Annotated in this window: 9 protein-coding genes and 2 rRNA genes (1 of these 11 only partly in view); 6 read left to right on the forward strand and 5 right to left on the reverse strand. The window is 68.9% G+C overall.

Annotated elements, in window-relative coordinates:
• Positions 1-1,729 (forward strand): 23S ribosomal RNA (locus tag JGS22_RS13765); it begins 1,400 nt to the left of the window's first position.
• 68 nt (positions 1,730-1,797) lie between these two features.
• Positions 1,798-1,914 (forward strand): 5S ribosomal RNA (gene rrf, locus JGS22_RS13770).
• 201 nt (positions 1,915-2,115) lie between these two features.
• On the opposite strand, the gene JGS22_RS13775 is transcribed toward rrf, so the two are convergent.
• Genes JGS22_RS13775 through JGS22_RS13795 form a run of 5 tightly spaced genes read right to left on the reverse strand, consistent with a single transcriptional unit; the run spans position 2,116 to position 7,686 of the window.
• Complete coding sequence (locus JGS22_RS13775; protein WP_211039824.1) at positions 2,116-3,426, reverse strand: DUF58 domain-containing protein; 1,311 nt, start codon at positions 3,424-3,426, stop codon at positions 2,116-2,118.
• 19 nt (positions 3,427-3,445) lie between these two features.
• A complete protein-coding gene (locus JGS22_RS13780) occupies positions 3,446-4,411 on the reverse strand; it encodes an AAA family ATPase (protein ID WP_211039823.1) in 966 nt (321 codons plus the stop codon).
• Complete coding sequence (locus JGS22_RS13785) at positions 4,408-5,697, reverse strand: DUF4350 domain-containing protein (protein ID WP_211039822.1); 1,290 nt, start codon at positions 5,695-5,697, stop codon at positions 4,408-4,410. Before JGS22_RS13785 ends, JGS22_RS13780 begins: the two co-directional genes overlap by 4 nt.
• Positions 5,694-6,452: a DUF4129 domain-containing protein gene (locus JGS22_RS13790; protein WP_236073146.1), complete on the reverse strand. Its 759-nt coding sequence runs from the start codon at positions 6,450-6,452 to the stop codon at positions 5,694-5,696. Before JGS22_RS13790 ends, JGS22_RS13785 begins: the two co-directional genes overlap by 4 nt.
• A gap of 4 nt (positions 6,453-6,456) precedes the next feature.
• Positions 6,457-7,686, reverse strand: a complete 1,230-nt coding sequence (locus JGS22_RS13795) for a DUF7544 domain-containing protein (protein ID WP_211039821.1) — start codon at positions 7,684-7,686, stop codon at positions 6,457-6,459.
• Between the two features lie 111 nt (positions 7,687-7,797).
• On the opposite strand from JGS22_RS13795, the gene mtnA reads away from it, so the two are divergent.
• Genes mtnA through JGS22_RS13815 form a run of 4 tightly spaced genes read left to right on the forward strand, consistent with a single transcriptional unit; the run spans position 7,798 to position 13,534 of the window.
• Complete coding sequence (gene mtnA, locus JGS22_RS13800) at positions 7,798-8,910, forward strand: S-methyl-5-thioribose-1-phosphate isomerase (RefSeq protein WP_211039820.1); 1,113 nt, start codon at positions 7,798-7,800, stop codon at positions 8,908-8,910.
• Positions 8,907-9,584: an MtrAB system response regulator MtrA gene (gene mtrA / locus JGS22_RS13805; RefSeq protein WP_211039819.1), complete on the forward strand. Its 678-nt coding sequence runs from the start codon at positions 8,907-8,909 to the stop codon at positions 9,582-9,584. The genes mtnA and mtrA overlap by 4 nt, the downstream gene beginning before the upstream one ends.
• A 1-nt stretch (position 9,585) precedes the next feature.
• Positions 9,586-11,715, forward strand: a complete 2,130-nt coding sequence (gene mtrB / locus JGS22_RS13810) for an MtrAB system histidine kinase MtrB (protein WP_211039818.1) — start codon at positions 9,586-9,588, stop codon at positions 11,713-11,715.
• Entirely contained in the window at positions 11,705-13,534 is a 1,830-nt protein-coding gene (locus JGS22_RS13815; RefSeq protein WP_308405660.1) for an LpqB family beta-propeller domain-containing protein, read from the forward strand. The genes mtrB and JGS22_RS13815 overlap by 11 nt, the downstream gene beginning before the upstream one ends.
• Positions 13,535-13,746: the final 212 nt, after the last annotated feature.

Consider the following 13,746-nt stretch of genomic DNA (forward strand, 5'->3'; position numbering starts at 1 on the left):
GGGAAACTCTTGCGCCGATTGACTAAGGGTTCCTGGGTCAAGCTGATCTGCCCAGGGTAAGTCGGGACCTAAGGCGAGGCCGACAGGCGTAGTCGATGGACAACCGGTTGATATTCCGGTACCCGTGATACAGCGCCCAACACTGAATCTTCTGATGCTAAGGCCGTGAAGCCGCCCCTGTTCTCCTTTGGAGTGTGGGGGAGTGGTGGAGCCGCTGATCCAAGGTGGTAGTAGGTGAGTGATGGGGTGACGCAGGAAGGTAGTCCAGCCCGGGCGGTGGTTGTCCCGGGGTAAGGGTGTAGGGCGGCATGCAGGTAAATCCGTGTGCTGTGTGCCTGAGACCTGATGCCGAGCCTTTTTGGTGAAGTGGATGATCCTATGCTGTCGAGAAAAGCCTCTAGCGATGTTGTGTTGCGGCCCGTACCCTAAACCGACTCAGGTAGTCAGGTAGAGAATACCGAGGCGTTCGGGTGAACTATGGTTAAGGAACTCGGCAAAATGCCCCCGTAACTTCGGGAGAAGGGGGGCCATTTCTGGTGATAGGGACTTGCTTCCTTGAGCTGGGGGTGGCCGCAGAGACCAGCGAGAAGCGACTGTTTACTAAAAACACAGGTCCGTGCGAAGCCGTAAGGCGATGTATACGGACTGACGCCTGCCCGGTGCTGGAACGTTAAGGGGACCGGTTAGCTGTGATTCGTCATGGCGAAGCTGAGAACTTAAGCGCCAGTAAACGGCGGTGGTAACTATAACCATCCTAAGGTAGCGAAATTCCTTGTCGGGTAAGTTCCGACCTGCACGAATGGCGTAACGACTTCTTGACTGTCTCAACCATAGGCCCGGTGAAATTGCATTACGAGTAAAGATGCTCGTTTCGCGCAGCAGGACGGAAAGACCCCGGGACCTTTACTATAGCTTGATATTGGTGTTCGGTTCGGCTTGTGTAGGATAGGTGGGAGACTTTGAAGCGCACACGCCAGTGTGTGTGGAGTCGTTGTTGAAATACCACTCTGGTCGTGCTGGATGTCTAACCTGGGTCCGTGATCCGGATCAGGGACAGTGTCTGGTGGGTAGTTTAACTGGGGCGGTTGCCTCCTAAAGAGTAACGGAGGCGCCCAAAGGTTCCCTCAGCCTGGTTGGTAATCAGGTGGTGAGTGTAAGTGCACAAGGGAGCTTGACTGTGAGACTGACGGGTCGAGCAGGGACGAAAGTCGGGACTAGTGATCCGGCGGTGGCTTGTGGAAGCGCCGTCGCTCAACGGATAAAAGGTACCCCGGGGATAACAGGCTGATCTTCCCCAAGAGTCCATATCGACGGGATGGTTTGGCACCTCGATGTCGGCTCGTCGCATCCTGGGGCTGGAGTCGGTCCCAAGGGTTGGGCTGTTCGCCCATTAAAGCGGCACGCGAGCTGGGTTTAGAACGTCGTGAGACAGTTCGGTCCCTATCCGCTGCGCGCGTTGGAGTTTTGAGAAGGGCTGTCCCTAGTACGAGAGGACCGGGACGGACGGACCTCTGGTGTGCCAGTTGTTCTGCCAAGGGCATGGCTGGTTGGCTACGTTCGGGAGGGATAACCGCTGAAAGCATCTAAGCGGGAAGCCTGCTTCGAGATGAGGACTCCCACCCACTTGATGGGGTAAGGCTCCCAGTAGACGACTGGGTTGATAGGCCGGATATGGAAGACCCGTGAGGGTTGGAGTTGACCGGTACTAATAGGCCGAGGGCTTGACCATAGATTTGCTCGCGTCCACTGTGTAGTTTCTGAGACAGCAACCTGTTCCGGTTGTGTGTTTCACCGTGTTTCGGTGGTCATAGCGATGGGGAAACGCCCGGTTACATTTCGAACCCGGAAGCTAAGCCTGTCCGCGCCGATGGTACTGCATGCGGGAGCGTGTGGGAGAGTAGGTCGCCGCCGAACAATTTTTGAAGGAAAGGGTCGTACCGGATCGCCGGTACGGCCCTTTTCTGCGTTGTCCCCGAGTGCTGAAAGGCCTGTCGGTATTGCCGACGGGCCTCTTTGTATGCCTGAGCGCTCTTGCTCACGACAGCAGAGGCGTGCGTGCACCGTTCCCCCACCGGGCGCCGACCGTGCGGAGTCCGGGAGGGGGAGGAGCAGGTGTCAGAGGCGGCCGGCGGCTTTGAGAGCGAGGTAGGTGTCCGCGAGTCGAGGGGCGAGGCGATCGGGAGTCTCGTCGACGACAATCACACCTTGGGCCCTCAACTGCTGTACGGTTCGGCGTCGTTCCGCCAGGGCCCGTTCGGCTGCCGCAGCGCGGTAGACGGCTTCGACGGATCCCCGCTGCTGTGCCATCTCTGCCAGGTGTGGATCGGTCACCGCGGCGAGTACGACGGTGTGTTCGGCGGCGAGCCGCGGGAGGAAGGGGAGCAGCCCCTCTTCGAATCCGGCGCTCTCCACACCGGTGAAGAGTACGAGGAGGGATGCGCGGCGGCCGGCGTGCAGCGCTGCGGCAGCCAGCGCCCGCGGGTCCGTTTCCCACAGTTCGGCTTCCAGCGGCGCGAGCGCGGAAACGATCGTGGAGAGTGCGGAAGCTGTCCCTCGTGCGCTGACGGTCGCCCGTACCTGCCGGTCGTGGGCGAGCAGGTCGGTGCGGTCTCCGGCCTTTGCCGCGAGTGCGGTCAGCAGCAGGGCGGCGTCCAGGTAGGTGTCCAGACGGGGCAGTTCGCCGGCCCGGACTGCCGCGGTCCGACCGGTGTCCAGAACCAGGAGGATGCGGCGGTCGCGTTCGGGGCGCCAGGTGCGGACGACTGGTTGGGGTTGGCGGGCGGTCGCGCGCCAGTCGATGGACCGGGTGTCATCGCCGGGCACGTAGTGGCGCAGGCTGTCGAACTCCGTGCCCGCTCCGGCCGCGAGGATGTTGGTGCGGCCGTCGAGTTCACGCAGCCGTTCGAGCCGGGAAGGCAGGTGTCTGCGGCTGTGGAAGGGGGGCAGCGCACGCACGGTGCACTCCACCGTGTGGTCGCTCTGCCGTGCGGCGATGCCGAGCGGCCCGTAGGAGCGGATGGTGACGGGATGTGCGTGGTGGTCCCCGCGGCGTTGGGGCAACAGCCGAGTGGTGAGGCGGCGTTGCTCGCCCGGAGGTACCACCACACGGTGCCGAGGCTGCTGTGGGACTGGTTGGGCCGGCAGCGTGCTCGGCGGCCAGGCGTCGCGGATGAGCGCTCGCATCGGCCGGTGTGAGGAGTTCTCCACGGTGAGATCGACATGCGTCGCCGAACCCGCTTGTACGGAGTGCTGGGCCGAACGGGTGAAGTGGGCGGAACGCGCCGGCGCGGCGCGAGCGAGATCGTACAGAATTGCGAATAGCAGGGGGAGTTGGACGGCAGCCAGCCCGACCCAGCTCGGGACGAGGAAACCGACGACCAGCACGCCGAGAGCAGCGGCGAAGGCTGCGCGTCCTGTGAGCGCCATCCGAGTTCGGCCTCTGCTTCTAGCGCGGAACGGCGACTTGGCCGAGCACCGAGTTGACCACGGTGTCGGGAGTGAGGCCCTCCATCTCCGCCTCGGGGCGGAGATGGATCCGGTGGCGAAGAGTGGGAAGCGCCAGTGATTTCACGTCGTCCGGGGTGGCATAGCTCCGGCCGGTGAGCCAGGCCCAGGCGCGGGCGGTGGCAAGAAGAGCGGTCGCGCCGCGGGGCGAGACGCCCAGGGTCAGTGAGGGGGATTCACGCGTGGCACGGCAGATATCCACGATGTAGCCGGTGACTTCGGCAGAGACCGAGGTTGATGCGACCGCGTTCCGCGCGGCTTCCAGGTCCTCGGGGGTGGCGCGGGGCCGCACGCCGGCGGCGTGCAGGTCGCGGGGGCTGAAGCCGTCCCGGTGGCGGCTGAGGACGTCGACCTCCTGGTCGCGGCTTGGCAGAGGCACCGTCAACTTCAGCAGGAAGCGGTCCAGCTGAGCTTCGGGAAGGGGGTAGGTCCCTTCGTACTCGACCGGGTTCTGCGTCGCGGCGACGAGGAAGTTGTCGGGGAGCGGTCGCGGAGTGCCGTCGACGGAGATCTGGCGCTCTTCCATGGCTTCGAGCAGCGACGCCTGTGTCTTGGGAGGTGTTCGGTTGATCTCGTCGGCGATGAGGATGTCGGTGAAGACCGGCCCGGGTTGGAAGGAGAACCCGGAGTTGCGGCTGTTGTACACCAGCGATCCCGTCACATCGCTCGGCATCAGATCCGGCGTGAACTGCACCCGCTTGGTGTCCAGGGTGAGTGCAGCGGCAAGAGCCCGTACGAGCAGCGTTTTCGCGACTCCGGGAACCCCTTCGAGGAGCACGTGCCCTCGGCACAGCAGAGCGACGACGAGACCGGTGACAGCGGCGTCCTGACCGACGACGACCTTGGCGATCTCACTGCGCAACCCCTCGAGGGCGGCACGGGCGGGGTCCTGCGATGGGGCGCTCACGGGCGTCTTTCCTTTCCTCCGCGGGAGGATTTGATGCGTTCCTGGAGGCGGTCGAGCTGTTCCGAGAGGAGCACAAGCTCGGCGTCGTTGGCCGGAGTGGGGCCGAAGAGCAGAGGCGCGGAAGTGGCCGGTTCGGCACCGTTGGGTGGTGGATCGGCGGTGTGGAGGTCGAGGGCCGGGCACAGCGCCGTCCGGACGTGCGCGTGCTCGGGGGCGACTCCGACGAGCGGAGCGAGACGTTCCCTGGCGGCTGACCGCAGTGTCTCGGCGGCGCGGTCGCGGGCGCCGGAGCGGTGGTAGAGACGTGCTCGGCCTTCCGTCGTCTCGGAGGCGGGGACCGCCACCGGGATGCGATCGACCACCACCGCGCCGAGCCTGCGGGCGCGCCACAGCGCGGCCAGGCCCACTGCGATGGCGAGCTGTGCGGATCCCCAGAGCCAGCCGTCGGGGAGCAGGGAGAACAGACCGCTCTCGTTGCTGTCGGCGGCGGGATCCGTGGGAGAAGGGAGGTACCAGGCGAGATGACTGCGGGAGCCGAGGAGTTGGACGGCGAGCGAGGCGTTGCCCTCGGCCGCGAGGCGTTCGTTGAAGAGGAGTTCGCCGGTGCCGAGGATGACAGTGTCGCCGTTGTCTTCCGCCTGCGGGATGCGCACGAGGGCGGAACCGTGCTCGGTGGGGTAGCAGGTGTCGGCCTGTGCGGCCGAGGTGGTGTAGCCGCGGCCTCCCAGCTCGACCGGGCCGGCCTTGGCCGCGTACTCGCTGTCGCAGTCGGCAGGGCGGGTGCTGATCGCAGTCCGGTTCGTGGTGCGGACCCGGGGAGCGAGGGCTGCGGTTGCCGTGTCGTCGGGAGCGAGGAGCACGGTGCGGCCGTTGCCGGTGGCGAAGGCCGTACGCAGCGTCGAGAGTTGGGCCGTGCCGAGCAGCTCGGGTCGGGAGACCAGGAGGGTGGTGTCGGTGCGCGATGCGGCGCGCGTGGCGTCCTCGGTGGTGGTGATGACGCGGATGTCGACCCCGTGTGAGGCCAGCAGTTGGGCGACGGCGCGGCTGCCGTTCGGTGCGGGGGACCGCGGGTCGAGCAGAGCCTGATGGGACCGGGCGCTGAGGGCGGCGATGGCCAGCCCTGCGAGCAGCAGAAACAGAAGGGCCAGAAGGAGGCCGCGCGCTCGGGGTGGCCGCAGGCCGCGTCCGGGAGACGTGGCCGAGTTTCCGGAAGCGGGCGCGGCGGCGTCTGCCGGGGCATCCGGGCCGGTGGGCGGAGCGGTGCGCAGCGAAGGGGCGCGAGTCACCGGCGGCCTCCGCTCGCGACGCGGGCGGTCGCGCTGGTGCGGCGGTGCTGCTCGAGCGCGGTGTCAACTTTCCTGACCTGGTCGTACGCGGTGCTGGAGACGCGGCGGTGGGCGTACGTCACCTCGTCGAAGGAGGCTGCGGCCTCGGTCAGCGCAGGGGCGAGCTCAGGGAGTGCACGTCCGGCTTCCTCGGCGGCCTCGCCCGCTGTGCGTGCGGGGCTCGGAGCCAGGACGTTCGCTTCCTCGAGCGATCTGACGACGGCGCGCATGCGTTCCTGGAGCGCCTTGTCCCAGTCGCCTGTGGCGGCGAACTGCTCGGCCGCGTCGCGGTGTTGGTGCGAGCCTCGCGGGCCGGCGGCGAAGAGGCGCGGCTCGTCCCCCGGTGTGCGGCGGCGAAGCGGGCCGAGCCGTCGTCGCAGAGCGGGGACTGCGAGCGCGACGAGGACGGCGAGCACGAGGAGCACCGCGATCCGGACCCACCCGGCGGTTCCCCCGTCGGCAGTCAGGCCCAGGAGCTGCTCCACCTGGTCGACGAGCCAGTCGGCGGCACGGCGCACCGGGCCGGGCTCCGTCTCGCTGTACTCGGACCTGGTCAGCTCGCGCTCCGCGGCTTCGCGTGCGGCTTCCCGGTCGAGAACCACCGGGGGCCCGTCGGACGGGTCGGGGTTGCCCGGGGACCGCGAGGTGCCGGGGGCGCTCGGGGCGGCGTCGGATGCGAGCTTCAGCGGGCCGCTCGTCATCGGTGCCGTGGTCATCGCCCTAGCGGATCGGCGGAGTTCCGGCGGCGCTCGGACCGTCGGCGTCCGAAATTCCGGCTGCGCGGGCGAGTTCGAGGTCGAGTGCCTCGCGGCGGATGCGCCGGTCGATGTAGACGAGTGTGGTGACGCCCGCGGCGAAGGGCAGGGTCAGGGTCGAGCTGATCACGGCTCCGATTCCGAGGACCACCAGATAGGTCCAGCTCTGGTTGGTCGCTCCGGCGCCCAGCATCTCGCCCAGGCCGTCGCCCGAGGCCATCGCCGCGATGACACTGGTCACCAGTCCGACGACGAAGGCGAGCACCATCATCAGCAGATAGGCGAGTGCCTGGATGCCGAAGGTCCGCCACCACGAGTTGCGGACCAGCTTTGCCGATCGGACCAGCGCGGTGCCGATGCCCTGCTTCTCCAGCATCAGTGCGGGAGCGGAGAGGGACAGGCGTACCCAGAGCCAGACTGCGACCACGGCGCCCGCCGTGAGGCCGAGCAGGGAGAGCATCACTCCGGATGCGGTGGCGCCTCCGAGGCCCACCAGCAGTCCGGGCAGGACTCCGACCACCACCGGCAGCACCACGATCACCAGGAGCAGCAGGGACAGCCCGAAGAGCCGGAGCAGCATCGGACGGGAGTCGCGCCACACCTCGGTGACGCTGACCGACCGCCCGAGCACCGCTCTGGAGACCACCATGGTGAGCAGTGCCGTAGCGAGCACCGAGGCGACCAGACCGGCGAGCGTGGGGACGATCTGGGCGCTGAGCAACTCCCGGTAGGCGGCCGTCACCTGGGACATCGTCGGAGTTTCAGCGCTCTCCAGTTCGCGAATGCTCTGGTTGTCCCGGAACCACAGCCCCGTCGTGAGCGTGACGACGAGCTCCAGCGCGATAGCCACTCCCAGCGCGATGCCCAGAGCCGGTCGCCAGTGGGCCCTGATGGTGGAGACCGCGCCGTCGAGGATCTCGCTGACATCCAGCGGGCGCAGGGGTATGACTCCGGGCTTCGCAGCCGGTGGGTGCTGCCAGGAGTTGTGCCACCGTCCGTGCGGCCCGCCGGAGAAGTTGCCGCCGGTGGGTGCTCCCCACCCCGACGGCGCCGCGGGAGGCTGCCGCCCGGACCAACCGGGCTCGGGGACGGCACCGTCGGGGCGGGCCGGCTGTTCTCCCTGTGGAGTCTGCGGGGAGCGGTCCGGCTCGGGAGGAGTGGACCCGGGCGAGGCCCAGCCCGGAGACTCGTTCACTGCGATTCACCTCGGTCGCTGTGGCGCTGGCTGGGGGCCATCGTCCCACGGCGGCTGAACGGAGCTGCTCCGGCCTGCCCAAAGCGCCCTGCCGAGAGGCAGTATGGGCAAATGGCTGCTCTTGATCGAACCGACCTGCTGGTGATCCGGTGGGCCCAGGGCGAGGACGGCCCTGCGGTCGCACTGCTCGACCAAACCCAACTGCCGCACGTCGAACAGGAGTTGCACTGCACGGAGGTATCCGTGCTGGTGGAGGCGATCCGCGTGCTGCGCGTGCGCGGCGCCCCGGTGCTGGGCATCGCCGGTGCGTACGGCGTGGCCCTGGCTGCCGCGCGCGGAGCCGATGTGGAGGGCGCGGCGTCGCAGTTGGCCGCTGCCCGGCCGACCGCGGTGAACCTGGCCTCCGGCGTCACGAGAGTGTTGTCGGTGTGCCGGAGGATACGCGCGGCCGGCGGCGGCCCGGAGGAGGTCGCGCAGGGTGCGCTGGCGGAGGCCCGGGAGCTGCACCGGGAGGACGCCGAGGCGAGCGAGGCGATGGCCGCCCACGGCTGCGCGCTGCTGCGCGAGCTGGTCCCCGGGCGGGCGATGCGGATCCTCACCCACTGCAACACCGGCCGGCTGGTCTCCGGTGGTCGCGGCACGGCGCTCGCGGTGGTCGGCGCAGTCCACCGGGCGGGGCGGCTGCACATGCTCTGGGTGGACGAGACCCGGCCGCTGCTCCAGGGCGCACGGCTCACCACCTACGAAGCGGCGCGGGAAGGGATGCCGTACACCCTTCTGGCCGACAACGCGGCCGGTTCGCTGTTCGCCGCGGGTGAGGTGGACGCGGTGCTGGTCGGTGCGGACCGCATCGCCGCCGACGGAGCGGTCGCGAACAAGGTGGGCACCTACCCGCTGGCGGTTCTGGCGCGCCATCACGGAGTGCCGTTCGTGGTGGTGGCTCCCCGTACGACGGTGGACCCCGCGACCCGGGTCGGCGCCGACATCGTGGTGGAGCAGCGCGACGGGGCCGAGGTCACGGGTGAGGGGTCCGGCACGTCGACGGCTCCGCAGGGGACGCGGGTGCACAACCCCGCCTTCGACGTGACGCCGCCGGGGCTGGTGACGGCGATCGTCACCGAAGCGGGTGCGGTGTCCCCGGTGACCGCGCCCGACCTGGCAGAACTGTGTTCCATACCACTGGAGAGAACATCACGATCGGGTAATGGGATGATGAACTCATGAAGGGACGCGTCCTCGTCGTCGATGACGACACCGCACTGTCAGAGATGCTTGGCATCGTGCTGCGCGGCGAAGGCTTTGAACCGTCGTTTGTTGCCGACGGGGACAAGGCGCTCGCCGCGTTCCGAGAGACCAAGCCCGACCTTGTGCTGCTCGATCTGATGTTGCCCGGCCGTGACGGAATCGAGGTGTGCCGCCTTATCAGGGCCGAATCCGGCGTACCGGTGGTGATGCTCACCGCCAAGTCGGACACCGTCGATGTGGTGGTCGGTCTGGAGTCCGGAGCTGACGACTACATCGTCAAGCCGTTCAAGCCCAAGGAGCTGGTCGCCAGGATCCGCGCAAGACTGCGGCGCTCGGAGGAGCCCGCTCCGGAGCAGCTGACGATCGGCGACCTGGTGATCGACGTCGCGGGCCACTCGGTGAAGCGGACGGGCCAGTCGATCGCGCTGACGCCCCTGGAGTTCGACCTCCTGGTGGCGCTGGCCCGCAAGCCCTGGCAGGTCTTCACCCGGGAGGTGCTGCTCGAGCAGGTGTGGGGCTACCGCCACGCCGCAGACACCCGGCTGGTGAACGTCCATGTGCAGCGGCTGCGCTCGAAGGTCGAGCGTGACCCGGAGCGTCCGGAGATCGTGGTGACCGTTCGCGGCGTGGGATACAAGGCCGGACCGAACTGAGATGCAGGACCCTGGTCAGGTTCCGCCGGGGGCGAAGGCGGTCGCCGGCCGCAGGTCGGCGGTCGCCGCGATCGGCAGCCGGTGGCGCAATGTGAACCTCCTGCCGCACGGGCTGATACCGGAGGGCGCCACCGGCAGCCGTGCGCACCCGATGGTGCGGATGTTCGTACGGCTGGTGCGGCGCCCGCTGCTCCAGCTCACCAGGCTCTGGCGGCGGAATCTGCAGCTGCGGGTGGTCGCCGCCACTCTGCTGCTCTCCATAGCGGTCGTGCTGGTGCTCGGGCTCGTGGTCATCGGCCAGGTGCGCAACGGGCTTCTGGACGCCAAGCAGCAGGCGGCGCAGAGCCAGGCCGCGGGCGGGTTCGCCGTGGCGACCGAGATGGCCGACAGCGCGGCCGAGGGAGGCCGGGACGGCGAGGAGTCCGGCACCAGAGCCGTCCAGAACAGCGGCACCTGGCTGACCCAGCTCGTCCAGCAGCTCGCCAGCGGTGGCCAGGGCGTGTACTCCGTCGTCGCCCTCAACTCGGACGCCGACTCCACCCCCTTCATAGGCGACGAGAACACCAACACCCGCGGCCCGCGCGCCTCCGGCGACGTACGCCCCGACGAGAGCGTCTCCGCCGAGCTGCGCAGCGCGCTGAACGAGGAGCCCCGGGCACACCAGCAGTACGGGCGGATCATCCGCACCGACAGCAGCTCGCAGCCCGCCCTGATCATCGGCAAACGGCTCGCGGACGCGAACGGCAACCCGTACCAGCTCTACTACCTGTTCCCCTTCACGCAGGAGGAGAAGACCCTCTCGCTGGTCAAGGGGACGCTGGCGACGGCCGGTGTCTTCGTCGTCGTCCTGCTCGGGGCGATCGCCTGGCTGGTGGTGCGGCAGGTGGTCACCCCGGTGCGGATGGCCGCCGGCATCTCGGAGCGGCTGGCCGCGGGCCGGCTCCAGGAGCGGATGAAGGTCAGCGGAGAGGACGACATCGCCCGACTGGGCGAGGCCTTCAACAAAATGGCGCGCAATCTGCAGCTGAAGATCGGGCAGCTGGAAGAGCTGTCGCGGATGCAGCGCCGCTTCGTCTCGGACGTCTCGCACGAGCTGCGTACGCCCCTGACCACGGTCCGGATGGCGGCGGACGTCATCCACGAGGCGCGGGACGAGTTCGATCCGGTGACCAAGCGCTCGGCCGAGCTGCTGCTGGGGCAGCTGGACAGGTTCGAGTCGCTGCTCGCGGAGCTGCTGGAGATCAGCCGCTTCGACGCGGGTGCGGCTGCGCTGGAGGCCGGGCCGATCGACCTGCGCGAGGTGGTGCACCGGGTGCTGGAGGGGGCCGAGCCGCTGGCGGACGCCAAGGGCAGCCGGCTGCGTGTGCAGGGCGACGATCGTGCGGTGGTGGTGGAGGCCGACGTACGGAGGGTGGAGCGGATCCTGCGCAACCTCGTCGTCAACGCGATCGAGCACGGCGAGGGCCGGGAGGTCGTGGTCAAGCTGGCTCAGCGCAACGGTGCGGTGGCAGTGGCCGTACGGGACTACGGCGTCGGTCTGCGTCCCGGCGAGGCCCAGCGCGTCTTCAACCGCTTCTGGCGCGCGGACCCGGCCCGGGCGAGGACGACCGGCGGAACCGGCCTCGGACTGTCGATCGCGATCGAGGACGCCCGGCTGCACGGCGGCTGGTTGCAGGCATGGGGCGAGCACGGTGGCGGCTCGCAGTTCCGGCTGACGCTGCCGGCTGCGGCGGGAGAGGTGCTGCGCGGCTCGCCGTTGCCGCTGGAGCCCCCGGACGGCGGCCGACCCGACGGTCTCGGTGATTCGGCGGTGGCGGAGGCAGACGCCTCGGGTCCCGCGGGTTCCTCGGATCCCACGGGCACCGGCTCGGACGCCGTTGATCCGGAACGCACAACCGGCGCCACCGCATCGGAACGCACAACGGAAGGCGCCGCACCGGAACGCACCGCACCGGAGACCACTGCACCGGATCGCACCGCACCGGAGACCGCCGCGGCGGGTGCCTCGCCGGCGCGGCGCGGTGCGGTCGGTGAGGAGAGTCAACCGCCACCGGGCGAGGGCGGGTTGCCGGTGCGCGCCTCCGGTGCGACCCGGGCCGACCGTGCCGAGGAGGCCGACAGTGAAGAGTGAACGACGCGTGGCAGGTTCGCTGTTCGTGGTCGTGGCGCTGCTGCTCAGCGGATGTGCGTCGATGCCTTCCGGCGGGGATCTCAAAGAGGTCGACTCGCCGCAGAGGGCGGAGGCGGAGTCGCAGGTGCGGGTGTTCGGGGTGAGCCCCCGCAAGGGTGAGCAACCCCGGCACATCGTCCGGGGGTTCCTGGAGGCGACCACCAGCGACGAGGCGAACTTCGACACCGCGCGCAAGTACCTCGCTCCGCAGGCCGCCGAGAGCTGGCGGCCTTTCGACCGGACCATGGTCGTCAACGGCGGGCCCGACGTGACACCCGATGGTGTGAGGGCCGACGCCGACGGGCTCGGATTCAGCGTCGAGGTGACCGGGGTCCAGGTCGCCGAGGTCGACGAGAAGAACTCGTACACCTCGCGCGAGGGCGCCTACCTGGAGCGCTTCCACCTGAAGAAGGTCAACGGCGAATGGCGCATCGACAAGCTCCCGCACGGACTGGTCGTCGGAGAGCCGGACTTCGAGCGCATCTACCGTTCCGTCAACACCTACTTCTACGCCTCTCTCGGCGAGGACGCCGAGTCCGTGCGGTCCGGGCGGAACGTGCTGGTGGCCGATCCCGTCTATCTGCGGCGACGGATAGACCCTCTGACGGAGACGGTGTCCGCGCTGCTGAAGGGGCCCTCCAACTGGCTGCGACCGGTGGTGAACTCGGCCTTTCCCGACGGGGTGCGCATCGCGCAGGGCAAGCGTCCCGCTCTGGACGACTCCGGCGGCCTGCAAGTCACCCTCGCGCCCGGTGGCAAAGGCGGCAGCGTGGAGGTCGATCGTCAGACCTGCCGGCGGATGGCCGCCCAACTGCTGCACACCGCCGACCAGCAGTCCTCGGCCACCATCCAGCAGGTGGAACTGAAGGACGGGCGCGGGGAGTTGTGCGGCACGGACCGCACCGCTGCCGCTGATTTCGCGCCGGGACTGCTGAACGGCCCGGCGGCGCGGCAGTACTACCTGGACGGCAGCAGCCGACTGATCGCCATAGACGAGGAGAACAAGCCGGGCGCCACCGTCGACGGCCCGTTCGGTGCGGGGCACATGGCGACGGGCTCGGTCGCGGTCAGCCGGGACGAAAGTCTGGGGGCCGGTGTGGTCGCGGACGGCGGCGAGTTGTACGTCGCCTCCCTCTCGGGTGGCGGTGAGTTCGACGATCCGGCTCTGACGAGCCGCGGAGGAACCAACAGCACCCGTCTGTCCGCACCCAGTTGGGACGGCCTCGGTGATCTGTGGGTCGCCGACCGGGACGAGCGCAGGCCGCGTCTGCTGCGGCTTCGGGACGGCCGGGGCGAGCCACAGACGGTGCCGGTGGCAGGGCTCGGCACCGACCGGATAGAGGCGATACGGATGTCGGCGGACGGCACCCGTATCGCACTGCTGGTGGACGACGGCGAGTCGACCACCCTGCAGCTGGGCCGAGTTGAGCGGACGACGGCGGACGACGGCGAGGCGCTCGTCCGGGTCCGTGCGCTGCGGCCTGCCGCGCCCCAACTCGAAAGAGTGACAGCGGTCTCCTGGGCGGGGGCCAGCCGACTGGTGCTCGTGGGCAAGGAGCCGGGAGGCGTGCAGCAGCTGCGAGTGGTGTCCACGGACGGGTCGGCGGGGGTTCCGCCCACTCTGCCGGGGGTCAACAACGTGCGGGGCATAGCCGCTTCGGAGAACGAGGAGCGCCCGTTGCTCGCGGACTCCGAGGAGGGCATAGTGCGGCTGCCGCGTCGTGACGGCAGCTGGCAGGAGGTCACCAAAGAGGGATCCGCACCGATCTACCCGGGCTGACCTCCCCGAGCCGCCTCTCTCCGGACGGCCCTGCGCGGGCCGGTTCTGCGCGGGCCGGTTCTGCGCGGGCCGGTTCTGCGCCGAGCCTGCGCGTCGGGGCCGGACCTCGGGTCGTGAGCGACGGGGCCCGCCCGGACCGGGCCCCGCTGTGCGGCGCGACGTCGCGTGGCGGCCCGTACGTCTGGACCGGCGTACGGCGGGTGGGCGAGGGA

It is taken from the genome of Streptomyces tardus (genome assembly GCF_018101125.2).
In the GTDB taxonomy this organism is placed as follows: domain Bacteria; phylum Actinomycetota; class Actinomycetes; order Streptomycetales; family Streptomycetaceae; genus Streptomyces; species Streptomyces tardus.